Genomic DNA, 23392 nt, shown 5'->3' with positions numbered 1-23392 from the left:
GGTCGCTTCCGCCCAGCACGAACTCGGCATGAAGTTCGACACGCTGACGCTGATGGCCGACCACCTGCAGATCTACAAATACTGCATCCACCAGGTCGCGCACATCTACGGCAAGACCGCCACTTTCATGCCGAAGCCGGTGTACGGGGACAACGGCTCGGGCATGCACGTTCACCAGTCGATCTGGAAGGACGGCAAGCCGGTGTTCGCGGGCAACAAGTATTCCGACCTGTCGGAGACCTGCCTGTCCTACATCGCCGGCATCATCAAGCACGCCAAGGCGATCAACGCCTTCACCAACCCAACGACCAACTCCTACAAGCGCCTGGTCCCGGGATATGAAGCGCCGGTGCTGCTCGCCTACTCCGCGCGCAACCGCTCGGCCTCCTGCCGTATCCCGTACACGGCTTCGCCCAAGGCCAAGCGCGTCGAGGTGCGCTTCCCCGATCCGCTCGCCAACCCCTATCTCGGCTTCGCCGCGATGCTGATGGCGGGTCTCGACGGCGTGAAGAACAAGCTCGATCCGGGCCCAGCGATGGACAAGGATCTCTATGATCTTCCGAAGGAAGAGCTGAAGCAGATTCCGACGGTGTGCGGCTCGCTTCGCGAGGCGCTGGAAAACCTCGACAAGGACCGCGCCTTCCTGAAGGCCGGCGGCGTGTTCGACGACGACTTCATCGACAGCTACATCGAGCTGAAGATGACCGAAGTCGAGCGCTTCGAAATGACCCCCCACCCGGTCGAGTTCGAGATGTACTACTCGGGCTAAGCGGCCCCGAACGACGACGGACGAAAGGCGCTCCGCAAGGGGCGCCTTTTTTGTTCATATCGTCGGCAGGATAGGCAGAGCGAAAGCTCCACCTGCGTGCTCAATCGGCGCAAAGCAACGGTCTCAACCATTCGCGCGCCAGGCGAATGTCATCCTCGATGATCGAATGGCCGGTTGGTAGCAGGTGGTGCGTCACCTCTGCACCCATGCGCCCCAGACTCCTTGCCAAGCGGGCGCCATCTCCGGGCGAGCGGCGTTCGTCGTAGTGGCCGTCGACGATGATTGCGGGCGTACCAGGGACGCGCATAGCTGGATCAACAGCGAACGGAGACAACGGCCTGAGAAGAACAGCACCGGAGAGACAGCGGGGATAAAGCATGACCAGAGCAGCCGCCATAATTGCACCGTTCGAAAAACCGACGGCAATCGGCGGCTTTGGAAACCGATAGTCCATTCCGAACTGGTCCACTTCATCTGCAAGCCGCTCCGCTCGGGCGATGAGATCGCGTTCATCGATCGAGCGATCCTCGAACCGGCGAAAGAAGGCAAAGCCACCTTCCCAAGGCAGGGCACCACGAACCGCGATCGCCATCGATGCCGGCGCAAGCTGGCCCGCTAGTGGCACCATGTCCTGCTCGGTCCGGCCAGAGCCATGAAGCATCAGCAGCGGGGTGTCGTGGACCCCGGCCCCCTTGATGAAGTGGTAATCATGCGAGGCCATTCACGGCTCCCCGATAGCACCAAGGTGCTCTCGCTTGCGCCGCTACGCCGTCGCGCGCTGCCGCGCCACGAGGGCCTCGCCGAACGCCTGAAAGATTTTCCGGTTGATCGGATTGCGCTGCGGGTCGTATTCGGCGTGCCATTGCACGCCGAGCGCAAAGGTCGGGGCCTCCGCGATGCGGATCGCCTCGATGGTGCCGTCCTCGGCGACGCCTTCGATCAACACACGCTTGCCCGGCTCCAGAATGCCCTGGCCGTGCAGCGAATTGACCTTGATCTTTTCGCAGCCGAGGATTTTGGCGAAGGCGCCGCCGGGGGTGAGCTCGACCTCGTGGCGGTCGGCGAACACGACGGTGGGATCGGGATGGATCTCGCCGTTCTCAAGCCTGGGCATGCGGTGGTTCATGCGGCCGGGCAATTCGCGGATCTCAGGATGCAGCGAGCCGCCGAAGGCGACGTTCATCTCCTGGAGGCCGCGGCAGATGCCGAACAGCGGGATGCCACGGGCGACGCAGGCGACCGAGAGCGCCAGCGCGACCTCGTCGCGATGGATGTCGTAAGGCTCATGCTTCTGGCAGGGATCGACGTTGAAGCGCGTAGGATGGACATTGGCGCGGGCACCGGTGAGCACGATGCCATCGACGCAATCGAGCAGCGCACCGATATCGGTGATGTCGGCCGAACCTGCAAACATCAGCGGCAAGCCGCCGGAGACCTCGGCCACGGCGCGCAAGTTTCGCTCGCCGACCATCTGGACCTGAAATCGATTTTCGACGCGATGGGAATTCCCGATCACGCCGACGACCGGCTTTTTCATCTCCCGTTCCGACCTCCCCGCCGAAGAAGATTCTCCAAACATGCCCTTCGGATGGAACAATTTCAACCGAAGGGATCGCGGGACCGCAATGCTATTTCGCCTGAATGCCCCGCGGGAAGGCGCAATTGAGGCCCCAACCGCCCCATCCGTGCCCGCGGGCTGAACCTCGGGGGCTCGAGGGGACCGTTCGCAGGGCCCAGTTAAGGCCACGGACGCGTCAAACCGGCACGCGGGTCCGGCTTGATCCGCGGCGGGAATTTCGCGAAAGAGTGCCGTGCACATCGGCCCGCGCAAAGGACATCATGTGACGATCCCCGCAGATGAACGATCCCGGACCCGCAACGATCTGGCCTGGGCGATCGCGGTCGGCGGCATCGCTATCGTGCTGTTTGCAGCGCTGCTGGTCTTCACCTGGTATTTCGCCGCAACGCTGCTGCTGATCTTCACGGGCATGCTGCTCGGCGTCGGGCTCAACGCGCTGACCAACGCGCTCGGGCGCCATGTCGGCCTGCCACATCCCCTACGGCTTGCAATCGTCTGCGTGGTGCTTGCGGTGATGCTCGCGGGTGTGGCCTATCTCGGCGGCGCGACCATCGCCGAGCAGGCCTCCGCGCTCAGCAACACCATCAAGTCGCAGCTCGTCACCGTCAAAGCCTTCCTCGAGAGCCACGGCATCGACACCAGCTTCTTCGACATCGGCAACGCCTCCTCCGCGAACGCAACGCCGTCCGGCTCGGAAACGGCGCCAAGCGCCTCGCCCCCGCGCACCGGACTTCCCGGCGCCGGTGCGCTGGCCTCCAGCGGCGGGGCGATCGTGAGCCAGACCCTCAAGCTGCTGCTCGGCACGATCAGCGCCGTCGGCAACATCTTCATCGTGCTGTTCCTGGGGCTCGCCTTCGCGGCGCAGCCCAGCGTCTATCACGATGGGCTCCTGTTCATCGCCCCGGCCAGGCATCGCTCACGTGCCACTGTCATCATCGACCGCATCAGCGAGACGCTGGAGCGCTGGCTGATCGCGCAAATCATCGTCATGCTCGCGGTCGGCGTGGTGACCTGGATCGGGCTTGCCGTCATCGGCATCCCCGGCTCGTTCATCCTGGGAATCCAGGCGGGTCTCCTCGCCTTCATCCCGACGGTCGGCGCCATCATCGCCGGCGTGATCGTGGTGCTGGCAAGCATCGCGTCAGGCTGGGTCGCTGCGCTCTCCGCCCTGATCCTGTTTCTCGGCGTCCACGCGATGGAGAGCTACGTGCTGACGCCGATCCTCCAGCGGCAGGCGCTCGACATTCCGCCCGCCACACTGTTCGCCTTCCAGATCCTGCTCGGCGTCGTCTTCGGCATCTGGGGCCTGGCGCTGGCGCTCCCGCTGGTCGCCATCGCCAAGGTTTTGCTCGATCATTTCAAGAGCTATGAGACGCCGGCCGCGGCTGCGTGAGACAGCTCAAGCCGTCGTCACCACCGTGTTGGTGTGCTCGACCTCCGGCGGTGCGGCAAAGTATTGGCCAACCAGGCCGCGCCATTCGGCAAAGTTCTCCGAGCCGCGGAAGTCGACGGTGTGGTTCTCCAGGGTCTCCCACTTCACCATCAGCCGGTAGCGCTGCGGCTTCTCGATCGACTTGTGCAGCTCGAAGCCGTGAAAGCCCTTGGAGCGGCCGAACGCGGCCTTGGCCTTGGCCACCGCCGCCTCGAAATCCTTCTCGGTGCCCGGCTTGACGTCGATTTGCGCGATCTCGGTGATCATTGTTTCCACCCTTCTTGTTGATAGGGCGTATCTAGCGCAGACGGCCGAAAAGAAAAAGGCGCCGAAACGGCGCCCTCGTCGATCAAGAGGCCGGCTCTCTCAGCCGAACAACAAGACCGTGCCCGCGACCGCCGCCGCACAGGCCGTAAAGAGGATGAGTGGCCAGAGACCACGGCTCTGCGCGTACCGGCCCTGGGCACGGCGCTCGGTGATCAGCGCGGTCTCGTACTCGTCCGATGTCGAGAAGATGCAGCCGAAGCCGCCGCGCGCGGATGCCGCGGCCGCTTCGAGCGACACCAGAGCGGCTTGCGAGGTCTGTTGACGGATCGACTCCATGGCCACGATGGTAGGAGTCGATGGTAAACAGCGCCTTACCGCAAGTCGGCTTGCAACCTAAGCCGTCGCAGGCCGTGGCACGGGGAGCCGCGCGGCAGTCTGGCGGCGCCAGTTCTCCAGCGACAGCGGCAGCTCTTCAGCGGCCTCGACGCGATTGCGGCCACCACGCTTGGCCTGGTAGAGCGCGGTGTCGGCGGCAGCCAGCAGCACCTCCAGCTCGGTGCCGGCCGGACCACCGGCAACGCCGATGCTGACGGTGGTGTCGACCGGGCCCTCGTCGACGACGATGCCCGAGGTCTCGAACGCCTCGCGCACGCGCTCGGCGACCAGCACGCCCTCCTCCAGCGAGCACGGCAACAGCGCCGCGAACTCCTCGCCGCCGATCCGGCCCGACAGGTCGGAGATGCGCAGATTGGTGGTCACGACCGTCGAGAACAGCTTGAGCATCTCGTCGCCCGCGGGGTGGCCGAAGCGATCGTTGATCGACTTGAAGTGGTCGATGTCGAAGATCATGACGGTCACCGGCCGCCCCGCCTTGGCCTCGCGCTCGATGACGCGCGAGCAGGCTTCGGCAAATCCGCGCCGGTTGAACATGCCGGTCAGCGGGTCCATCGACGCGGCGGTCTTGTGCGCGGTCACCGTGCGCTCGGACACCAGCATGAAGATCACGAACACGGTGCCGACGGCGTAGAGAATGAGCTCGACTGCGAACACCGTGACCCAGATGCTGCTGGAGAAGTGCGGATCGTTCGGCCGCAGGAAGCCGCCGATCAGGACCGGCATCATCAGCACGCAGCCGTGCATGATCGGCACGGCGTAGACCGGCCAGCTCCGTTGCAGGCTCTTGCGCCGCTCGGACCAAAGCTCGCCAGCGGTCAGCGCTGCGTAGACCGAGACGATGCCGGCGCCGATCAACATGCGCAGCGTCGCGGCGGCCGGATCGAGCAGCGACACCGCGGCAGCCCAGCCGAGCGCACCGAACAGAAGTCCGGGCCAGTTCGGCTTGCGGCCGTGGAAGACGCGCGCGGCGTTCCAGACCATGCCGCAGGCGACGAAGCCGACGGCGTTCAGCGCGAGATAGAGCTGCGCGCCGAGCTTGTCGCCGGCGGCCGTCCACAGCGCGACGGAAGCCGCGCCGAGCAGATAGGCCGTGCCCCACCAATTCAGCGCGGGACTTTTCTCTTGCCTGCCGAAGAACACCATCATGGCACCCAGCAGTGCGGCTACCATCGTGGCAACCAGGTATAGCGTGATGCTATCGAGCGACATCATGTCAGCCCCCTTTGAAACCAAGCCATTACGCGATCAGCCCGATCGCGTGCCCTTCCAGCTGCGACGCTAGGTCCCGCCGGGTTCCATTCAGGTTTTCATGCAGACGCAACTTTTCGGAAAAACACCGGCTCAATTTGCATACAAACGAACAACAAAAGGGCGCCGAATTCGGCGCCCTTTTGCATTTCATTGAAGCCGCTTTCGCGACGAATTTTATCGAAGCGATTAGCGCTTGGAGAACTGGAAGGACCGGCGGGCCTTTGCCTTGCCGTACTTCTTGCGCTCGACCACGCGGGAGTCGCGGGTCAGGAAGCCGCCCTTCTTGAGCACGGTCCGCAGCTCCGGCTCGAAATGCGTCAGCGCCTTGGAGATGCCGTGGCGGACAGCGCCGGCCTGGCCGGACAGACCGCCGCCGGCGACGGTGCAGATCACGTCATACTGGCCGGAACGCTGGGCCACGGAGAACGGCTGCTCGATCATCATGCGCAGCACGGGACGGGCGAAATAGACCTCGACCTCGCGCGAGTTGACCGTGACCTTGCCGGCGCCCGGCTTGATCCACACGCGGGCGACAGCGTCCTTGCGCTTGCCGGTGGCATAGGCGCGGTTGAGCTTGTCGACCTTCTTCTCGTGCTTGGGCGCGTCGGGCGCGGCCGTCTTGAGCTGCGAGAGCTGGTCGAGCGACTGGATGGATTCGGCCATGTTATGCGGCCCTCGTGTTCTTGCGGTTCAACTTGGCGATGTCGATCTTTTCCGGGCTCTGCGCCTCGTGCGGATGATCGGCCCCGCCATAGACGCGGAGGTTACCCATCTGGACGCGACCAAGCGGACCACGCGGGATCATGCGCTCGACGGCCTTCTCGAGCACGCGCTCGGGATGACGGCCTTCGAGGATCTGGCGCGCGGTGCGCTCCTTGACGTGGCCGACATAGCCGGTGTGCTTGTAATAGGTCTTCTGCTCGCGCTTGCGACCGGTCAGCACCGCGTGCTGGGCGTTGATGATGATGACGTTGTCGCCGCAATCAACGTGCGGGGTGTAGGTCGGGAGGTGCTTGCCGCGCAGCCGCATGGCAACGATGGTGGCGAGGCGGCCGACGACCAGACCCTTGGCGTCGATCAGCACCCACTTCTTCGTCACCTCGGCGGGCTTTGCCGAAAAGGTTTTCATATCTGAATTTCCGTGGACGGGGAGATGACGGCGCGAACGACGCGCCGGACTGCGCGGGTTTCTAGAGAAGTGACGCGCACCGGTCAATGCCCAATAAGAGAAATTAGTTCAGAAAAATCAATACCTTAAAAATATGGTGTTATATTACCTCAGAAAACTTCAAACATTTGGAATGGAATAGGTCGAGGTGACATGGGCAATCGGGTCCGGCGAGGTGCCCGAGAGCAGGTTGACCTCCCCGACCGCCAGGCGCTTGCCGAGCTTCAGGAGCCGGGCCTCCGCCAGCACGTCCTGCCCAGGCAGGCCCTTGCGCAGGAAATTGATGTTGAGATTGGTGGTGACCGCGAGCCCGATCGGCCCGATCGCAGACAGCAGCACCACGTACATGGCGAAATCGGCGAGCGCCATCAGCGTCGGCCCCGACACGGTTCCACCCGGCCGCAGCATCCTTTCGCTATAGCGCTGGCGCAGCAGCGCGGTCTGTCCGTCGGCGCTCTCGATGGTGATGTCGTCGCCGCTGAAGGCCTGGGGAAACTCCTCACGGAGAAAGTACTCGACCTCAGCCACGCTCATTTTCGCTAACGCCATGCCGCCTCTCACCCTCGCTTCACGTTGCCTGTTACATTAAGTTATCTGCGTCATCCAACTGCAAGATCCCAAACGGAAGCGTCAATGTCCGTCCAGCCCGCCCGCACCCCCTCCCCGGAACCGCCGATCCTGCTGCGCGAGATCGTCGGCAGCGTCGCCGTGCTCACGCTGAACCGCCCCGCTGCGCGCAACAGCCTGTCGGAGGCGATGATCGGACAGCTGCATGCGAGCTTCAACGCGATTGCCGAGGACAAGCGCATCCGCGCGGCCGTCATCGCCGCCAACGGCCCGGCCTTTTCCGCCGGCCACGACATGAAGGAATTGACCGCGCGCCGCAGCGATCCCGATCGCGGCCGCGCCTATTTCGCCGAGATCATGAATGCCTGCAGCGCGATGATGCAGGCGATCGTGCGCCTGCCCAAGCCCGTGGTCGCTGCCGTCCAGGGGATTGCGACCGCCGCCGGCTGCCAGCTCGTCGCAAGCTGCGATCTTGCGATCGCATCCGACGCCGCAAGCTTTGCCACGCCCGGCGTCGACATCGGCCTGTTCTGCTCGACGCCGATGGTGGCGCTGTCGCGCAACGTGCCGCGCAAGCAAGCAATGGAAATGCTGCTGACCGGCGAGCCGATCCCCGCCGCACGCGCCCGCGAGATAGGCCTCGTCAACCGTGTGGTCGCAGCCGGCACCGAACGCGATGCTGCGATTGCGCTCGCCGAACAGGTCGCGCTGAAATCCGCCTACACCGTCAAGCTCGGCAAGGAGGCGTTCTATCGCCAGGCCGAGATGAGCCTTGCCGATGCCTATCGCTATGCGGCGGAGGTGATGACCGAGAACATGATGGCGCGCGACGCCGAGGAAGGCATCGGCGCGTTCATCGAAAAGCGCGAGCCGAAATGGGAAGATAAGTGACGGCGCACTTTCGCGTCGTCATTCCGGGGCTCGCGAAGCGAGAACCCGGAATCTCGAGGTTCCGGGTTCGATGCTGCGCATCGCCCCGGAACGACGCACTAGGTGAAGAATGAATCACGACGCCTATCCCGACAATTACATCCGCGGCATCCTCAACAGCGTGAAGTCGATCGCGATGGTCGGCGCTTCGCCGGTCAATGTGCGGCCGAGCTACTTTGCGTTCAAATATCTGGCGCAGCGCGGCTACGACATGATCCCGGTCAATCCCGGCCATGTCGGCAAGGAGCTGCTCGGAAAGCCTTTCGTCGCCTCGCTTCACGATATCGGCCGTCCCGTCGACATGATCGATATCTTCCGCAACTCCAGCCACATCATGCCCGTGGTGGAGGAAGCCTTGAAGCTCGATCCGCTGCCGAAGGTGATCTGGATGCAGCTAGGGGCACGCGACGACGCGGCCGCGGAGAAGGCCGAGGCCGCCGGTATCAAGGTCGTGATGAACCGCTGCCCCAAGATCGAATATGGGCGGCTGTCCTCGGAAATATCCTGGATGGGCGTCAATTCGCGCACGCTCAGCTCCAAGCGCCCGCCCGCGCCGACGCAAGGCATGCAATTGTCACTCAATCGCATGAGTGTCGGCGGCGGCAATACCGCAGCGGCTGATCGCGCGGCCAAGAACAAAATCGAGCAGAGCTGACGCATCTGCGAAAGATTCGCTTCGCGAACGCGACAAAGCGAAGCAAGCCCGTTTCGAACAAGGCGAGGTGCGCGCGAGCGCCTTGACGCGGGCCATCGCCGCGATCAGCATGCCGCGCGTTTTTCAGCCTACCCAAGAACAGGACGCCACGAATGAGCGATCGCCTTCCGGGATTTTCGACCCTTGCCGTGCATGCCGGTGCACAGCCCGATCCGACGACCGGTGCGCGCGCAACGCCGATTTATCAGACGACCTCTTTCGTCTTCAACGACGCGGACCACGCCGCCTCGCTGTTCGGCCTCCAGTCATTCGGCAACATCTATACACGCATCGGCAATCCCACCAACGCCGTGCTGGAGGAGCGCGTCGCAGCCCTCGAAGGCGGCACCGCCGCGCTCGCGGTCGCCTCGGGCCACGCCGCCCAGGTCGTGGTGATGCAGCAATTGCTCCAGCCCGGCGACGAGTTCATCGCCGCGCGAAAGCTCTATGGCGGCTCGATCAACCAGTTCACCCACTCGTTCAAGAGCTTTGGTTGGAACGTGGTGTGGGCCGATCCCGATGACATCGCAAGCTTCGAGCGCGCGGTGACGCCGCGTACCAAGGCGATCTTCGTCGAGTCCATCGCCAATCCCGGCGGCAGCATTACCGATATCGAGGCGATCTCCACGGTAGCCCGCAAGGCGGGCGTGCCGCTGATCGTCGACAACACGCTGGCGACGCCCTATCTGATCAAGCCGATCGACCACGGCGCCGACATCGTCGTGCACTCCTTGACGAAGTTTCTGGGCGGCCACGGCAACTCGATCGGCGGCGTCATCGTCGATGCCGGTACCTTCGACTGGTCGAAGGACGGCAAATATCCCATGCTCTCGGAGCCGCGCCCTGAATATCACGGCATCAAGCTGCACGAGACCTTCGGCAATTTCGCCTTCGCCATCGCCTGCCGCGTCCTCGGCCTGCGCGACCTCGGCCCTGCGCTCTCGCCGTTCAACGCCTTCCTCATTCTCACCGGCATCGAGACGCTGCCGCTGCGCATGCAGAAGCACTGCGACAACGCGAAAGCTATCGCCGAATTCCTGTCCGGCCATTCCGCCGTGGCGTCGGTGAGCTATGCGGGCCTTGCCGGCGACAGGTACAACCAGCTCGCGCGCAAATACGCGCCGAAGGGCGCGGGCGCGGTGTTCACCTTCAGCCTCAAGGGAGGCTATGACGCCGGCGTCAGCCTGGTGTCGAAGCTGACGCTGTTCTCGCATCTGGCCAATGTCGGCGACACCCGCTCGCTGGTGATCCACCCGGCCTCGACCACGCACAGCCAGCTCGACGACGCCGCCAAGGTGAAGTCCGGCGCCGGTCCCGACGTGGTGCGCCTGTCGATCGGCATCGAGGACAAGGAGGACCTGATCGCGGACCTCGAGCAGGCCCTGGGCGCCTGAGGCTGGTCATTCCGGGGCGCCTCGAGGGGGCGAACCCGGAATCTCGAGATTCCGGGTTCGGTGCTTCGCACCGCCCGGAATGACGGACACTATTCAGGACTGGCCCAGAAATTTACGCGCCTCTCGTTAACGCTCCGTCCGGCATAGACTGAGATACTGGATCGCCTTTCCTGATTCGGAGCCGACCATGCTGCGCTGGATAATGTCCCCTCTGGCCGTGATGCTGATGGTCACGAGCGCACTCGCGGCCGACCAGGTCGTCGTGCAGAAGAAGCGGCACGTCGAGCAATTGCCACCGGGGCTGCCGCGTCCACATTACAAATTCCGCACCACGATCGCGCCGGCGGAGCCGCCGCAGGTCTGGGTCGAGACCGATCCGGACGCGCTGATCTCGCCGGCCTACGGCGTCGGCAGCTACATCCGCAATCTGCCGGGCACCCCGCTCCTGCCAGGCTCGAATACGCTGCCCGGCTATTACGGCCGGCCCTGGGATTACGACTATCAGGGTCCATACTACGGCGGCCCGCAGGTCAGCTACTGGTGGCGGCTGCCCTACGCCTGCGGCGTCTACGGCTACTGCTGATCAGCCGGCTTGGCTCGCGGGAACGACGCGCGAGTAAGTCTCAGTGGACCTTCGCGCAGCAAGGCGCTCGGCCTGCATCACGGCCAGCGTCAGCACGAGGATCGCGACCGCCTGGTGCGCGAGCGCGAGCCCCATTGGCACCTGGTTCAGCAGCGTCAGGATGCCGAGCACGGCCTGCAGGCTCACCGCCGCAAACAGCCACACGGCGCCGCTCGCAGCAGTACCTGCACGCGAACGCACGGCATCGATCGCGTGCAGCAACGCCAGCGCGAACAACGCATAAGCCGTCATGCGGTGCTCGAACTGCACGGTCAGCACATTGTCGAACAGGTTGCGCCACCACGGCGTCTCGAACCACAGCCGCGCCCCCGACGGGATGAACGCGCCGTCGATCTCGGGCCAGGTGTTATAGGCGCGCCCGGCCCGCAGGCCCGCCACCAGCGCGCCGAGATAAAGCTGCACGAAGGTCACGACGACGAGCACCGCGCTCGTGAACTTCAGTCGCACTGAGACAACGATCTCCTGCCGCGCGCCGAGCCGCCGCAACGTCCAGACGATGCCGGCGAAGATCAGCAGCGCCAGAACCAGATGCGTCGCCAACCGATACTGCGACACTTCGACCCGTTCCGAGAGGCCAGAGGCCACCATCCACCAGCCGACCGCGCCTTGCAGTGCGCCGAGCCCGAACAGCAGCCACAGTCGCCGTTTCAATTCGCTCGATAGACCGCCGCGCCACAGGAAGAACAGGAACGGCAACAGATACGCGACGCCGATGAAGCGCCCGAGCAGCCGGTGGCTCCATTCCCACCAGAAGATGGTCTTGAAGTCCGACAGGCTCATACCGGCATTGAGCTCGCGATATTGCGGGATCTTCTTGTAGGCCTCGAAGGCCTCGGTCCACTGCGTCTCGGTGAGCGGCGGCACGCTGCCCGTCACCGGCTTCCATTCGACGATCGAGAGCCCGGACTCCGTCAGGCGTGTCGCGCCGCCGACCAGCACCATCAGCGCGATCAGCGCAGCCACGGAAATGAGCCACCAGCGCACGGCGCGATGCGGGTCGGAGGAAGCTGATATCGTGGTCATTTCGGCCGGAAAACCAATGCTTGAACCAGGCTGCGCGCCCCTTATAGTCCCCCGCTCCCGCAGCGCAAGTTACGCGAAAAGCGCAAGCTCCGCCATGAAGATCCGCACCCGCAAGTTCCTCGGTACCATCGCGCTCCTGGTGCTGGCGGCGACATGGGCGCTGCTCGGCATGGTGCTGGCGCAGCTGCCGTGGATCGCGGAATCCGGCTGGCGCCAGGCGATCTATTACGTCGTGGTCGGCATGGGCTGGGTGCTACCGGCAATGCCGGTCGTGAGCTGGATGCAGCGGCCCGACCCGGCCTAGCCTACGCAAACGCGCTCGCGCGTTTGTCGGCAGCAAGCTCGGGTGTCCGCTCATCCTTCCGGATCGAACTTAGCTCAAGACGACGTGCTGCCCGTCGGCTTCACCGGCGGAAACGTCACGCCCGAGACGAGCACGTGCAGCATCCGCAGCGAGCGGCGCCGGCCGTCCCAGGAAATCCGCGGCAGCGCGCGCAGATTGGTCCGTCCCTCGACGTCGACGATGCCAGGAATCGTCGACACCGCGCTGGCAAAGCCCGCCTCCTCCGCCATCACCACATGGCTGCGCCGGAACGAGATGCGGTCGCCGAACGGATAGGCAAAGTGTCGGATCTCGCGGTGGAACGCGGATTCCGCCACCGCCTTGCCCATCGCCATCTCGCGGGAAGCTGCCGTATCCTTCATGGTGGCGAGCGCGGCATAATTCACCGTCGCGCTGCCGATCGTCACCAGCGGGTCGGCTGCAAGCTTCGAAAGATCCGACCAATCCATCCACGCCTCGCGCGAGACGGCGGCGAGATCGACGCGATGTCGCTTGCAGAGATCGTTGATCGCAGCCGACAGCTCCGCCGGCGGCAAGGTTCTGAGCCAGTCTTCGAGCAGCGTGAACAGCGCCTGCTTCTCCGCACGGTCGGTAACGACGAAGCGTTGCTCCTTCTCGCCCATCATCAGGCTGATGCGACTCTCGCGCGCGATCACCTGTTCGAGCGCGAGCCACCAGGCTTCGCCGACGCCGTCGGGAAAGGCGGTCGGCACGTAGACCGTGAAGGGCACGCCGTGGCGCGACAGCACCGGATAGGCGAATGTGGCGAGATCCTTGTACGCACCATCGAAGGTCAGCGCCACGAAGCGCTGCCGCGCGGGCAGCGTCACCGCGCGCCGGCAGACCTCATCCATGCTGACGATGTCGAACTTCCACCGCTTCAGCGCGCGAAGCATGCGGTCGAGGAATTTTGGTGTGATCTCGCTGGCAAGCAGCGGCTGGAATGGCACGCGCCCGCGCGGCCTGACGCGCTGAAAGCGCAGGATCGCGCCGGCGCCGCCTGCGCTCCGTCCGCGCAGCCGGTGCTGGCCGGTGAACCAGGCCAGCTCCAGCCGCAGCCGTTCCATCCATCGGTCGTCGGAGGCCAAGATCCACCCTTTGCGAGCCGGCGAGCGGCCGGTTCCCCTTTCCATTGTCCTTACTCTTTGTTGACATTTCTTTGCAAAGGTCGGCCACAGGCCGAACTACGCTTATTTCCGTTTTCTCGACAGGTTTTGCGAATGACCATGGCTGCGGCGATGCAAAGCCGGACGGCAGAAGCGCCAGCGCGGTTGAAAGCGAGCCGTATCGCCGAGATCGATATCGTCAGCGATCTCGCCATGGCGGAACCGCTCTGGCGCGCGCTGGAGAGTATCGGCCACCTCGCAACACCCTATCAGCGCTTCGACCTGCTCGCCCCCTGGCAGCGTCACGCCGGCGAGCACGAAGGCGCAGCGCCGCTCATCGTCATTGCCCGCGATGCCGAGCGCCGGCCGCTCGTCGTGCTGCCATTGTGCACGCGGCAAAACCATGGCGTGACCGTCGCCTGCTTCATGGGCGGAAAGCATACGACCTTCAACATGGGCTTGTGGGACGCCGATTTCGCCGGCCACGCCAATACCGCCGACCTCGACGCGCTGCTCGCGGCCCTGCGCACGCGCGGCGGCGTCGACGTGCTCGCACTGCCGCAGCAACCGATGCGCTGGCGCGACCAGCAAAACCCGTTCGCGCTTCTGCCGCGCCAAAATTCCATCAACGGCTGCCCGCTGCTCGCGATGCCGCCGGGCGGCCCGCCGGAGTCGCGCATCAGCAACTCCTTCCGTCGCCGTCTGAAGAGCAAGGAAAAGAAACTCAAGGCGCTCGCCGGCTACCGCTATCACCTCGCCACCACCGATGACGACATCACGCGCCTGCTCGACTGGTTCTTCCGCGTCAAGCCGGCGCGGATGGCGGAGCAGAAGCTGCCGAACGTGTTCGCCGAGCCCGGCGTCGAGGCGTTCGTCCGCTCGGCCTGCCTGGCGCGGCGCGGTGAAGCCCGCGTCATCGATATCCATGCGCTTGAATGCGACGAGGAGGTGATCGCGATCTTCGCCGGCGTCGCCGACGGCCGCCGCTTCTCGATAATGTTCAACACCTACACGATGTCGGAGCACGCGCGCTACAGCCCCGGCCTGATCCTGATGCGCAACATCATCGACCGCTACGCGGAAGCCGGCTATGACGCGCTCGATCTCGGCATCGGCTCGGACGACTACAAGCGCCTGTTCTGCAAGAGCGACGAAGAGATTTTTGACAGCTTTGTCCCGCTGACCTCGCGCGGCAAGCTGGCAGCGATGGCGATGTCATCGCTGAGCCACGGCAAGCGCCTCGTGAAGCAGAACCAGATGCTGTTCGACCTGGCGCGAAAACTACGCCGGGCGTTCGGGTAAAACCTATCCCCTTGCACGCTGCCGCCTACGCCGCCACCACGCGCGGCGCTTCCACCGCATCCGACGGCTGCACCGGCTTCTTCAGCATCGTCACCTCGCTGAAGCCGACCGCCTTGAGCTGCTCGCACATCGAGGTGCAGGCCTCCATGGGCATGCCGGCGTCCGGCACCACGACGGCCCGGGCGTTGGTCGTCAGCAGCTCGGCAGGCAGGTCGGAGGCGCTACCGGCGTCGAGCAGCACATGGTCGTAGACGCGGAGCAAGGCGTCGATCGCCAGCGTCACGCGCGGCGATTGCAGAAGGCTGCGGTCGAAGCCCGGGCGACCGCCCGCGACCAGTTGCAGGCGCGAGAGCTTGTCCTTGGTGATGATCTGCGCGAACGAGGCCTCGCCCTGCATCAATTCGGCAAGGCCAGGGGCTGAGGGATCGGCCGAGATCGCCGAAATCGTCGGCGACGATGCGGCGAGATCGACGACCACGACCCGCGCGTCGCGCGCCAGTTGCCGTGCCAGCGTCAGCGCGGTCAGCGTGATGCTCTCGCCCGCCGCGGTGCCGAGCACCGCCACCTTGCGCGCGGCGTCGCCGGCGCGGCGCAGGCTGTCGGCAAGCTGTTCGATCTCGGCGAACTCGGTGATGTCTGCGTCGGAAGCCATCTCCGGCTGGAGCGGCGCCGGCTCGCTCACGACGGGCTCGGACTCGACGGGCTCGGATTCAACGGCCGGTTCACTGCGAATAGCAACGCGCGAGGTGGCAGAGGCCGGCGTGAACGCGGCGATGGCGCGCGGCGCCGTCATGCGCAGGAGCTCGCCGGTGACGACGACGCCGGTGCTGAGCAGCAGCGTCGTCAGCGTGGCGATGAGCACGATCGGCAGCTTTTTCGGATAGGCGATCGTGTTCGAGACGATGGCGCGCGAGATGACGCGCCCCTCGGTGGGCGCGGTGTCGATGGTCTCGCGGGTATTGGCCTCGCGATATTTGGCCAGATAGGTCTCGAGCAGGTCGCGCTGCGCCTTGGCCTCACGCTCCAGCGCACGAAGCTGGACGTCCTGGCCGTTGGTCGAGGTCGCCTGCTTCTTGAGCTGCTCGAGGCTGACCGTGAGGCTGTCGACGCGGCTGCCGGCGATCCGCGCGTCATTCTCCAGCGAGCGCGAGATCTTACCCGCCTCGTCACGGATCTGCGTGTCGAGATCGCCGATCTGCGCCTTCAATTCCTTGATGCGCGGATGATTGCCGAGCAGCGTCGAGGACTGCTCGGCGAGCTGCGCGCGCAGCGTCACCCGCTGCTCGGACAGCCGGCGCATCAGCTCGGAATTCAGCACCTCCGATGCCTCGATCGGCTTGCCGCTCTGAAGCATCTCGCGGATCAGCCGCGCCCTGGCTTCGGCATCGGCCTTCATCGCACGCGCATTGTTGAGCTGGGTGTTGAGCTCGCCCATCTGCTGATTCGACAGCGTGGTGTTGTTGGTGCCGACGAACAGCGACGATTTGGAACGAAAATCCTCGGCCTTGGCCTCGGCTTCCGAGACCTTCTTGCGCAGGTTCTCGATCTCGCCCGACAGCCACGCGCTGGCCGACTTGGCCTGCTCCCGGCGCGCGCTCTGTTGCAGCACCAGATAGCCGTCGGCGATCGAATTGGCGACGCGCGCGGCAAGCTCCGGATCGGCCGACTGGAATTCGACGACGATCACGCGCGACTTGTCGACCGCGTAAGCGGTCAGGCGGTCATAATAGGCATCCAGCACCCGCTCTTCCGGCGTCATCGAGAACGGATCGCGGCCGATCCCGAACAGCCCGGCCAGCGACTTCAGCGGCGAGATACCGCGCAGGACCGGGTCGAATTCGGGCAGCTGCGCGAGCTTGTTCTTCTTGATGATCTCGCGCGCCAGATCGCGCGACAGCACGAGCTGCACCTGGCTGGTGACGGCCTCGGCATCGAGCGCCTGCCGCTCCTCGGTGCTGCGGTCGCTGGTCGGACGCAGGAAGACGTTCTCGCGCCCGTCGATCAGGATGCGGGCTTCCGACTTGTAGCGGGGCGTCACCAGATTGACGCCGGCGAGCCCGAGCACCAGCGCCAGCATCGTTGGCGCGATGATGAAGCCCCGCCTGCGCTTGAGCGCGGCACCGAGCGCATGCAGATCGATGTCGCCCGATTCGGCTTGCGCCGCCTGCGCGACGGCGGCCGCGACCCTCGGCTCGGGCTTGTGCAAGGCCCGTTCAATCAAGGCCTTGTCCTTGCCGGCACGCCAGAACGCTAAACGCATCGCACACTCCCGCAGGGCAACGCCGCCGCCCACCTCAACCGGGGCGATTACACTCCATTATGGTTGCCGCTGGGTTAATCGCGCCGCACGCGTGCATAGCGCGACGCGCGAACACCGTTTGTTAACCATGAAGCCGCTTAATCGGGATCGATAATTCAGTGGATTGCTCCGTCATCGCCTGCGAGCGCTGGTTCAGATCATGCCCCCCTCTGTCGACCAGCCGCTTCGCATCCTGCACGCCGTGCGTGCCCCGGTCGGTGGCATCTTCCGCCACATCCTCGACCTCGCCAACGGCCAGGTCGATCGCGGACATCATGTCGGGATTCTCGCCGACGATGTTACCGGCGGCGAGCGCGCAGCGAAGGCGCTGGCCGAGATCGCGCCGCGCCTGAAGCTCGGCGTCTATCGGCTGGCGATCCGCCGCGAACCATCGCCCGACGACTATCTGGTGTGGCTGCGCATGAGGCGCCTGATCGGAAAGCTCGAGCCGGATGTGATGCATGGCCATGGCGCCAAGGCCGGCGCCTTCGTGCGGCTCAGGCGGCGCTCGAGCGACGCCATCCGCATCTACACCCCGCATGGCGGCTCGCTGCACTATCCCCTGCATACCTTCAAGGGCGAGTTTTACGCGCGACTTGAACGGGTGCTGACGAACAGCACCGACCTGTTTTTGTTCGAAAGCGCCTTTGCCCGCGACACCTATCAGCGCATCGTCGGCAAGCCCAAAGGCGTGGTGCGCTGCGTCTTCAACGGCGTGACGCCGGAGGAATTCGAGCCCGTCGCCACCGCCGAAGATGCGACCGACCTCGCCTATGTCGGCGAGTTCCGGCACATCAAGGGCGCCGACCTCCTCGTCGACGCGGTGGCGCGCCTGCACGCCCAGGGTCGGAACGTCACGCTGACACTCGGCGGCGACGGCGAGGAGATGGCGGCGCTGAAGGCGCAGGTCGAGAAGCTTGGCCTCGCCGGTTCGATCCGCTTCATCGGCCACGTCAAGGCACGCTACGGCTTCTCCAAGGGGCGGCTGCTGGTCGTTCCCTCGCGCGGCGATTCAATGCCCTATGTCGTGATCGAAGCCGGTGCGGCCGGGATCCCCATGATCGCCGCGAAGGTCGGCGGCATCCCCGAGATCTTCGACGCCGAGAGTTCCGCGCTGTTCGCCCCCAGCAATGCCGAGGCCATGGCGGAGGCCATAGGGGCTGCGCTGGACGATCCGCAGGCGACCGCCCAGCGCGCGGCGAGGTTGCGTCAGCGGATCTCAGCGCACTTCTCCCAGCAGGCGATGGTGGACGGCGTGCTGGCCGGCTACCGCGACGCGTTTGCCAATCATTAACCACCCTTAAGGCGGCTTTAGAATTTCTTCCGATTTGTCCGATAAGCGAAAGCGAGGGGGACTCCCGCGCTTCGCGCGCCTAAATGCGCGTCCGGCGGGTTTCAGGAATGGACGTGGACGACCGTGGAACAGCTCAACGCACGCTCGATGCTCGACGCCGCGACCAGTGCCGCCGCACCCGTTGAGAAGCCCTTTGTCGAACGCCGTCGCCGCCTTTCGCCGGCAGCACTTGCGATCGTCAACCAGAAGGTCGCCCGCGCCTATTCGCCGATCGTGATCACCGGCTTCGTGCGCGTCGCCGATTTTGTCCTGCTCAGCCTCGTCGGCACGGTACTTTACTTCGGCTACGTCACGCCGCAGACCGGCTTCCGCTGGGAATATCTCGCTGCGATCTGCGCCGTCGCGGCGGCTGCCGTGATCTGCTTCCAGGCCGCCGACATGTATCAGGTCCAGCTCTTCCGCGGTCAGCTCCGCCAGATGACTCGGATGATCTCGTCCTGGTCGTTCGTGTTCCTGCTGTTCATCGGCATTTCCTTCTTCGCCAGGCTGGGCAGCGAAGTTTCGCGGCTGTGGCTCGCCGCCTTCTTCTCCCTTGGCCTCGCCGCGCTCGCCGCCGAGCGCCTGGCGCTGCGAACGCTGGTGCGCACCTGGGCACGCGAGGGCCGGCTCGACCGCCGCACCATCATCGTCGGCTCCGACCGCAACGGCGAAGAGCTGGTCGAGGCGCTGAAGGCGCAGGAAGACTCCGACATCCACGTGCTCGGCGTGTTCGACGACCGCAACGACAGTCGCGCGCTCGACACCTGCGCGGGCGCGCCGAAACTCGGCAAGGTCGACGACATCGTCGAGTTCGCCCGCCGCACCCGCGTCGATCTCGTGCTGTTCGCGCTGCCGATCTCGGCGGAGACGCGCATCCTCGAGATGCTGAAGAAGCTCTGGGTGCTGCCGGTCGACATCCGCCTCTCCGCGCACACCAACAAGCTGCGTTTCCGTCCGCGCTCCTATTCCTATCTCGGCGAGGTGCCTACCCTCGACGTGTTCGAGGCGCCGATCACCGACTGGGACCTGGTGATGAAATGGCTGTTCGACCGCATCGTCGGCGGCCTCGCGCTGCTCGCGGCCCTTCCGGTGATGGCCCTGGTGGCGCTGGCGGTGAAGCTCGACAGCCCCGGCCCCGTGCTGTTCCGCCAAAAACGCTTCGGCTTCAACAACGAGCGCATCGACGTCTACAAATTCCGCTCGATGTATCACCATCAGGCTGACCCGACAGCCTCGAAGGTCGTCACCAAAAACGATCCGCGCGTCACGCGCGTCGGCCGCTTCATCCGCAAGACCAGCCTCGACGAGCTGCCGCAACTCTTCAACGTGGTCTTCTCCGGCAATCTCTCCCTCGTCGGCCCGCGCCCGCACGCCGTCCAGGGCAAGCTCCAGAGCCGGCTGTTCGACGAGGCCGTCGATGGCTATTTCGCCCGCCACCGCGTCAAGCCGGGCATCACCGGCTGGGCCCAGATCAACGGCTGGCGCGGCGAGATCGACAACGAAGAGAAGATCCAGAAGCGCGTCGAGTTCGACCTCTACTACATCGAGAACTGGTCGGTGCTGTTCGACCTCTACATCCTCCTGAAGACGCCGATCTCGCTGCTGACCAAGAACGAGAACGCGTATTGAAGGTGGATTGCCCAAACCAAGCTGTCATCGCCCGGCTTGACCGGGCGATCCAGTAATCACCGGCAGCGGACGTCACCACTGACGGCGCGGAGTACTGGATGCCCCGCCTTCGCGGGGCATGACTGCGGAAGTTGTGTCGAGGAGCTGCGTAAGCGTGTGAGCGTGTGATGGCGTATGCGGCAACGGCCGGGGGAATGAACGTAGCCGCACCGGCTGCGCCCGGCGTGCTGGCCTTGCAGCGCGCTCTAGTGTGGCTGGTCGGCGCCTCCGGTGCGGTCGTCTTCATCGAGCCGAGCCCCTACGAGATCGTGACGCTGCTTGCGACCGTCACCTTCTTCGCCACCGGCCTGCGGCTCCGCCTCGTGTTCATGCCGTTCGTGCTGCTGCTGATCCTGCTCAATGTCGGCTACAGCGTCAGCGCCATTCCGCTGCTCGGCCAGTCCGAGGTGGCAAGCTGGATCGCGACCTCCTGGTACATGGCGGTGACGGTGGTGTTCTTCGCCATGGTCACATCGGAGGATACGGCGGCGCGGCTCGACATGCTGCGCCGCGGCCTCGTGGTCGGCGCGATGGTCGCGTCAACCTCGGCGATCGCCGGCTACTTCAATGTCGTTCCCGGCGGCCACGACCTCCTGACGCTCTACGAGCGCGCGCGCGGCACGTTCAAGGACCCGAACGTGCTCGGCGCGTTCCTGATCCTGCCGGCGCTGTTTTGCTTGCAGAGCGTGGTCTCCGACCGGCTTGCCAAGGCGTTCCGCAACGCGATCGCCTTCGCCATCATGGCGCTTGCGATCCTGCTCGCCTTCTCGCGTGCCGCCTGGGGCGGCCTGATCCTGACCGCCGGCTTCATGCTGGCACTGATGGTGTTGACCAGCCCGAGCAATGCGCAGCGCTCACGCATCATCGTCATGGCCGTGGTTGCGGCCGCGCTGGGGCTGGCGCTGATCGCGATCCTGCTCTCATTCGACTCCATCGCCGAGATGTTCAAGCAACGCGCGAGCTTCGACCAGAGCTACGACGAAGGCCGCTTCGGCCGCTTCGGCCGCCACATCCTCGGCGCGGAGATGGCGCTCGACCTGCCGTTCGGCATCGGTCCCCTGCAATTCCACCGCTACTTCCCGGAAGATACCCACAACTCCTATCTCAACGCCTTCATGTCTGGTGGCTGGCTCTCCGGCATCTGCTATCCCGCGCTGGTCTTCACCACCGTGATCACAGGCTTTCGCCACGTCTTCGTCCGCGTGCCCTGGCAGCGCGCCTATCTTGCGATCTTCTCCGCCTTCATCGGCACCGTCGGCGAGAGCTTCATCATCGACACCGACCACTGGCGGCACTTCTGGATGATGCTGGGGGTGATGTGGGGCATGATCGCGGCCGCGCAGGCCTACAAGATCAAGACCGACGACGAAGCTTCCGCAGCTTGAGGTCGGGACGCTTTTCCGGCGGCGTATCAAGAAGGCCCTTCAGCGCTTCGGTCGCCGCGAGCACCCCCTTGTAGCCCTCATTGGCGAAGCGCAGCAGCAGGCGCAGTTCCTCGTCGGAATAGGCGCCGAAGACCTTCTCCATCGCCTGCTGCATCGGCACGTAGAGTTGGCCGATCTTCATGGCCGTCTCCGGCACGACAGAGATGAAGACCTTGCGGCGGTCGTTTTCATCCCGCTCACGGCGCACGAGCCCAGCCTTCTCGAGCCGGTCGACCACGCCGGTGATGGCGCCGGTCGTCAGGCCCGTGACCTCGGCGAGCCGGCCCGCAGTGACGCGACCTTCGAGGTACAGGATGTCCATGCATTCGAGGTCGGAGTTGGCAATTCCCGCAACGTTCGCAACGGCTTGGCCGTAGAGCACGCCCTGTGCGGAGGACCGGCGCATCGCCTCCTCGAGCTCCTGCAACAGCGCCGCACGCGCCTTCGTCCTTGACAAGGCCGACCTCATATCTTAGTCGATATATATCTTAGCTGCTAAGAGATTTAGCGACCGTAATTTCTCCTAGCACCACCGCAACGTCGGGAGCAAGCCAATGCACAACCGTCCCCGCAAGGCCCTGATCATCGGCGCCGGCATCGCCGGGCCCGTCGCCGGAATCCTGCTCCGTCGCGCCGGCATCGAGGCGCAGATCTTCGAGGCCTGGCCCTACTCCAAGGGGATCGGCGGCGGCCTGCAGCTCGCGCCGAACGGCATGCAGGTGATGGACGAGATCGGGCTCGCCCGCGAGGTGATCAGCCACGGGTCGATTGCCGACTCCTTCGACTTCTATTCGCAAGGCGGTCAAAAGCTCGGCTCGATCAACCGCGACATGGAGCGGCGCTTCGGCCAGCCGGCAGTGAACATCTGTCGCGCCACGCTGAACGAGATCCTGATCGACAAGGCCTGGTGTTCCTGCGTCTCGCTCTACTTCGAGAAGCGCCTGATCAAGATCGAGGACCGCGGCGACCAGCCGATCATCGCCTATTTCGCCGATGGCACCACCGCGGAAGGCGACTTCCTGATCGGCGCGGACGGCGTGCACTCGGTGGCGCGCCGGCAGGTCGTGCCGGACGGGCCGCAGCCTTTCAACACCGGCCTGATCGGCTTCGGCGGATTCGTGCCGCGCAAGGTGCTTGCCGGCCGCGCGATCGGACAGCGCGTCGAGACCACGTTCGGTCAGAGCGGCTTCTTCGGCTACGGATTTTGCAGCTCCGATCCAAATGACGGCGTGATGTGGTGGAGCACGCAGCCCGCCCACGGCATGGACGCGGCGATGTTCCGCGCTCAGGATCAGGCGACGCTCAAGCAGCACTTACGCGACTTCCATCGCGGCTGGCACGATCCGATCCCCGCGATCATCGAGGCGGCCGAAAATATAGTGGTCACCGATACGCTCGATGTCGCGACGCTTCCGACCTGGTCGCGCAAGCGCTCGCTGCTGATCGGCGACGCCGCGCATGCGACGAGCCCGCATGCCGGCCAGGGCGCTTCGCTCGCGCTGGAAGACGCACTTCGCCTCGGCCGGCTGATGGCGGAGGGACACGAGCTCACCGCCACCTTCCAGAACTTTGAAGCCGAGCGCCGCCCCCGCGCCGAAAAAATCGTCGCGATCGCCCGCCGCAATGGCAACAGCAAACGCGAGTTCACCGCGACCGGCGCCTTCATCCGCGATCAGATGCTGAAATGGCTGCTGCCACTCGGCTCCAGGAGCATGGATTTCATGTATGCGTATGACGCGAGGGCGGCGTAAACGCACGCTGCCGTAGGGTGGGCAAAGCGAAGCGTGCCCACCACTTCTGTAAT

The 23392-nt window shown here is 64.9% G+C and carries 24 protein-coding genes; 12 read left to right on the top strand and 12 right to left on the bottom strand.

The annotated features are described in order from the left end of the window. On the top strand, positions 1–769 hold a 769-nt coding region (locus Q2941_RS28420), incomplete at its 5' end, for a glutamine synthetase family protein (protein WP_479684035.1). A 100-nt stretch (positions 770–869) separates the two neighbouring features. Here Q2941_RS28420 and Q2941_RS28415 read toward each other — a convergent pair. Next, positions 870–1490: an alpha/beta hydrolase gene (locus Q2941_RS28415; protein ID WP_027522846.1), complete on the bottom strand. Its 621-nt coding sequence runs from the start codon at positions 1488–1490 to the stop codon at positions 870–872. A gap of 42 nt (positions 1491–1532) precedes the next feature. Further along, positions 1533–2306, bottom strand: coding sequence for a gamma-glutamyl-gamma-aminobutyrate hydrolase family protein (locus Q2941_RS28410; RefSeq protein ID WP_027522847.1), 774 nt, complete (start codon positions 2304–2306; stop codon positions 1533–1535). 304 nt (positions 2307–2610) lie between these two features. Between Q2941_RS28410 and Q2941_RS28405 the strand changes: the two genes are divergently transcribed. Then, entirely contained in the window at positions 2611–3741 is a 1131-nt protein-coding gene (locus tag Q2941_RS28405; RefSeq protein WP_458194415.1) for an AI-2E family transporter, read from the top strand. Positions 3742–3747: 6 nt separating this feature from the next. Here the strand turns inward: Q2941_RS28405 and Q2941_RS28400 are convergent, their stop codons facing one another. The 6 genes from Q2941_RS28400 to Q2941_RS28375 form a co-directional block, all read right to left on the bottom strand. Further along, positions 3748–4047, bottom strand: a complete 300-nt coding sequence (locus tag Q2941_RS28400) for an antibiotic biosynthesis monooxygenase family protein (RefSeq protein ID WP_027522849.1) — start codon at positions 4045–4047, stop codon at positions 3748–3750. A gap of 99 nt (positions 4048–4146) precedes the next feature. Then, entirely contained in the window at positions 4147–4383 is a 237-nt protein-coding gene (locus tag Q2941_RS28395) for a hypothetical protein (RefSeq protein WP_254112144.1), read from the bottom strand. Positions 4384–4440: 57 nt separating this feature from the next. Continuing rightward, entirely contained in the window at positions 4441–5655 is a 1215-nt protein-coding gene (locus tag Q2941_RS28390; protein ID WP_458194414.1) for a GGDEF domain-containing protein, read from the bottom strand. Between the two features lie 225 nt (positions 5656–5880). Beyond that, positions 5881–6357: a 30S ribosomal protein S9 gene (gene rpsI, locus Q2941_RS28385; protein WP_027522852.1), complete on the bottom strand. Its 477-nt coding sequence runs from the start codon at positions 6355–6357 to the stop codon at positions 5881–5883. A gap of 1 nt (position 6358) precedes the next feature. Further along, the gene (rplM, locus tag Q2941_RS28380) at positions 6359–6823 is read right to left on the bottom strand and encodes a 50S ribosomal protein L13 (protein ID WP_027522853.1); all 465 of its coding nucleotides are present in this window, start codon (positions 6821–6823) and stop codon (positions 6359–6361) included. 159 nt (positions 6824–6982) lie between these two features. After that, on the bottom strand, positions 6983–7411 hold the full coding sequence (locus tag Q2941_RS28375) for a PaaI family thioesterase (RefSeq protein WP_027522854.1): 429 nt from the start codon (positions 7409–7411) through the stop codon (positions 6983–6985). 84 nt (positions 7412–7495) lie between these two features. On the opposite strand from Q2941_RS28375, the gene Q2941_RS28370 reads away from it, so the two are divergent. From Q2941_RS28370 to Q2941_RS28355, 4 genes are all read left to right on the top strand, one after another. Next, positions 7496–8320, top strand: coding sequence for an enoyl-CoA hydratase (locus Q2941_RS28370; protein ID WP_027522855.1), 825 nt, complete (start codon positions 7496–7498; stop codon positions 8318–8320). 109 nt (positions 8321–8429) lie between these two features. Beyond that, positions 8430–9014, top strand: coding sequence for a CoA-binding protein (locus Q2941_RS28365; RefSeq protein ID WP_254112142.1), 585 nt, complete (start codon positions 8430–8432; stop codon positions 9012–9014). Between the two features lie 152 nt (positions 9015–9166). Beyond that, on the top strand, positions 9167–10447 hold the full coding sequence (locus Q2941_RS28360; RefSeq protein WP_254112141.1) for an O-acetylhomoserine aminocarboxypropyltransferase: 1281 nt from the start codon (positions 9167–9169) through the stop codon (positions 10445–10447). A 187-nt stretch (positions 10448–10634) separates the two neighbouring features. After that, a complete protein-coding gene (locus Q2941_RS28355) occupies positions 10635–11030 on the top strand; it encodes a hypothetical protein (RefSeq protein ID WP_027522858.1) in 396 nt (131 codons plus the stop codon). Here the strand turns inward: Q2941_RS28355 and Q2941_RS28350 are convergent, their stop codons facing one another. Then, entirely contained in the window at positions 11031–12113 is a 1083-nt protein-coding gene (locus Q2941_RS28350) for a COX15/CtaA family protein (protein WP_458194413.1), read from the bottom strand. It lies immediately after the preceding gene. Positions 12114–12207: 94 nt separating this feature from the next. Here Q2941_RS28350 and Q2941_RS28345 point away from each other — a divergent pair, with 94 nt between their 5' ends. Then, a complete protein-coding gene (locus tag Q2941_RS28345; RefSeq protein WP_027522860.1) occupies positions 12208–12417 on the top strand; it encodes a DUF2842 domain-containing protein in 210 nt (69 codons plus the stop codon). Positions 12418–12491: 74 nt separating this feature from the next. On the opposite strand, the gene Q2941_RS28340 is transcribed toward Q2941_RS28345, so the two are convergent. Continuing rightward, positions 12492–13544: a polysaccharide deacetylase family protein gene (locus Q2941_RS28340; RefSeq protein WP_458194412.1), complete on the bottom strand. Its 1053-nt coding sequence runs from the start codon at positions 13542–13544 to the stop codon at positions 12492–12494. Positions 13545–13676: 132 nt separating this feature from the next. Here Q2941_RS28340 and Q2941_RS28335 point away from each other — a divergent pair, with 132 nt between their 5' ends. Continuing rightward, on the top strand, positions 13677–14864 hold the full coding sequence (locus Q2941_RS28335; protein ID WP_458194411.1) for a GNAT family N-acetyltransferase: 1188 nt from the start codon (positions 13677–13679) through the stop codon (positions 14862–14864). A 25-nt stretch (positions 14865–14889) separates the two neighbouring features. Here Q2941_RS28335 and Q2941_RS28330 read toward each other — a convergent pair whose 3' ends face one another. Further along, entirely contained in the window at positions 14890–17124 is a 2235-nt protein-coding gene (locus Q2941_RS28330; protein WP_458194410.1) for a GumC family protein, read from the bottom strand. Between the two features lie 199 nt (positions 17125–17323). Here Q2941_RS28330 and Q2941_RS28325 point away from each other — a divergent pair, with 199 nt between their 5' ends. The 3 genes from Q2941_RS28325 (at position 17324) to Q2941_RS28315 (ending at position 21549) form a co-directional block, all read left to right on the top strand. Continuing rightward, the gene (locus Q2941_RS28325) at positions 17324–18457 is read left to right on the top strand and encodes a glycosyltransferase family 4 protein (protein ID WP_458194409.1); all 1134 of its coding nucleotides are present in this window, start codon (positions 17324–17326) and stop codon (positions 18455–18457) included. Between the two features lie 123 nt (positions 18458–18580). Then, the gene (locus Q2941_RS28320; protein ID WP_027522865.1) at positions 18581–20125 is read left to right on the top strand and encodes an undecaprenyl-phosphate glucose phosphotransferase; all 1545 of its coding nucleotides are present in this window, start codon (positions 18581–18583) and stop codon (positions 20123–20125) included. A gap of 167 nt (positions 20126–20292) precedes the next feature. Then, the gene (locus tag Q2941_RS28315; protein ID WP_458194408.1) at positions 20293–21549 is read left to right on the top strand and encodes an O-antigen ligase family protein; all 1257 of its coding nucleotides are present in this window, start codon (positions 20293–20295) and stop codon (positions 21547–21549) included. On the opposite strand, the gene Q2941_RS28310 is transcribed toward Q2941_RS28315, so the two are convergent. After that, positions 21518–21994: a MarR family transcriptional regulator gene (locus tag Q2941_RS28310; protein ID WP_051389744.1), complete on the bottom strand. Its 477-nt coding sequence runs from the start codon at positions 21992–21994 to the stop codon at positions 21518–21520. The genes Q2941_RS28315 and Q2941_RS28310 overlap by 32 nt on opposite strands. Before the next feature lie 148 nt (positions 21995–22142). Between Q2941_RS28310 and Q2941_RS28305 the strand changes: the two genes are divergently transcribed. Further along, positions 22143–23339 (top strand): FAD-dependent monooxygenase, encoded by a 1197-nt coding sequence (locus tag Q2941_RS28305; protein ID WP_027522868.1) that lies wholly within the window; start codon positions 22143–22145, stop codon positions 23337–23339. Positions 23340–23392: the final 53 nt, after the last annotated feature.

This window comes from Bradyrhizobium sp. UFLA05-153 (assembly GCF_054185185.1).
Note: the sequence above shows the minus strand (reverse complement) of the source record. Positions and strands in the feature narration are given on the sequence as shown.

What these genes read in the sequence shown, in the direction of transcription:
- rpsI (WP_027522852.1), bottom strand. Translation starts at nt 6,357, where the DNA reads ATGGCCGAATCCATCCAGTCGCTCGACCAGCTCTCGCAGCTCAAGACG.
- Q2941_RS28305 (WP_027522868.1), top strand. Translation starts at nt 22,143, where the DNA reads ATGCACAACCGTCCCCGCAAGGCCCTGATCATCGGCGCCGGCATCGCC.
- Q2941_RS28410 (WP_027522847.1), bottom strand. Translation starts at nt 2,306, where the DNA reads ATGAAAAAGCCGGTCGTCGGCGTGATCGGGAATTCCCATCGCGTCGAA.
- Q2941_RS28345 (WP_027522860.1), top strand. Translation starts at nt 12,208, where the DNA reads ATGAAGATCCGCACCCGCAAGTTCCTCGGTACCATCGCGCTCCTGGTG.
- Q2941_RS28365 (WP_254112142.1), top strand. Translation starts at nt 8,430, where the DNA reads ATGAATCACGACGCCTATCCCGACAATTACATCCGCGGCATCCTCAAC.
- Q2941_RS28390 (WP_458194414.1), bottom strand. Translation starts at nt 5,655, where the DNA reads ATGATGTCGCTCGATAGCATCACGCTATACCTGGTTGCCACGATGGTA.
- Q2941_RS28315 (WP_458194408.1), top strand. Translation starts at nt 20,293, where the DNA reads ATGGCGTATGCGGCAACGGCCGGGGGAATGAACGTAGCCGCACCGGCT.
- Q2941_RS28310 (WP_051389744.1), bottom strand. Translation starts at nt 21,994, where the DNA reads ATGCGCCGGTCCTCCGCACAGGGCGTGCTCTACGGCCAAGCCGTTGCG.
- Q2941_RS28400 (WP_027522849.1), bottom strand. Translation starts at nt 4,047, where the DNA reads ATGATCACCGAGATCGCGCAAATCGACGTCAAGCCGGGCACCGAGAAG.
- Q2941_RS28350 (WP_458194413.1), bottom strand. Translation starts at nt 12,113, where the DNA reads ATGACCACGATATCAGCTTCCTCCGACCCGCATCGCGCCGTGCGCTGG.
- Q2941_RS28370 (WP_027522855.1), top strand. Translation starts at nt 7,496, where the DNA reads ATGTCCGTCCAGCCCGCCCGCACCCCCTCCCCGGAACCGCCGATCCTG.
- Q2941_RS28325 (WP_458194409.1), top strand. Translation starts at nt 17,324, where the DNA reads ATGCCCCCCTCTGTCGACCAGCCGCTTCGCATCCTGCACGCCGTGCGT.
- Q2941_RS28360 (WP_254112141.1), top strand. Translation starts at nt 9,167, where the DNA reads ATGAGCGATCGCCTTCCGGGATTTTCGACCCTTGCCGTGCATGCCGGT.
- Q2941_RS28335 (WP_458194411.1), top strand. Translation starts at nt 13,677, where the DNA reads ATGACCATGGCTGCGGCGATGCAAAGCCGGACGGCAGAAGCGCCAGCG.
- Q2941_RS28395 (WP_254112144.1), bottom strand. Translation starts at nt 4,383, where the DNA reads ATGGAGTCGATCCGTCAACAGACCTCGCAAGCCGCTCTGGTGTCGCTC.
- Q2941_RS28330 (WP_458194410.1), bottom strand. Translation starts at nt 17,124, where the DNA reads ATGCGTTTAGCGTTCTGGCGTGCCGGCAAGGACAAGGCCTTGATTGAA.
- Q2941_RS28415 (WP_027522846.1), bottom strand. Translation starts at nt 1,490, where the DNA reads ATGGCCTCGCATGATTACCACTTCATCAAGGGGGCCGGGGTCCACGAC.
- rplM (WP_027522853.1), bottom strand. Translation starts at nt 6,823, where the DNA reads ATGAAAACCTTTTCGGCAAAGCCCGCCGAGGTGACGAAGAAGTGGGTG.
- Q2941_RS28355 (WP_027522858.1), top strand. Translation starts at nt 10,635, where the DNA reads ATGCTGCGCTGGATAATGTCCCCTCTGGCCGTGATGCTGATGGTCACG.
- Q2941_RS28375 (WP_027522854.1), bottom strand. Translation starts at nt 7,411, where the DNA reads ATGGCGTTAGCGAAAATGAGCGTGGCTGAGGTCGAGTACTTTCTCCGT.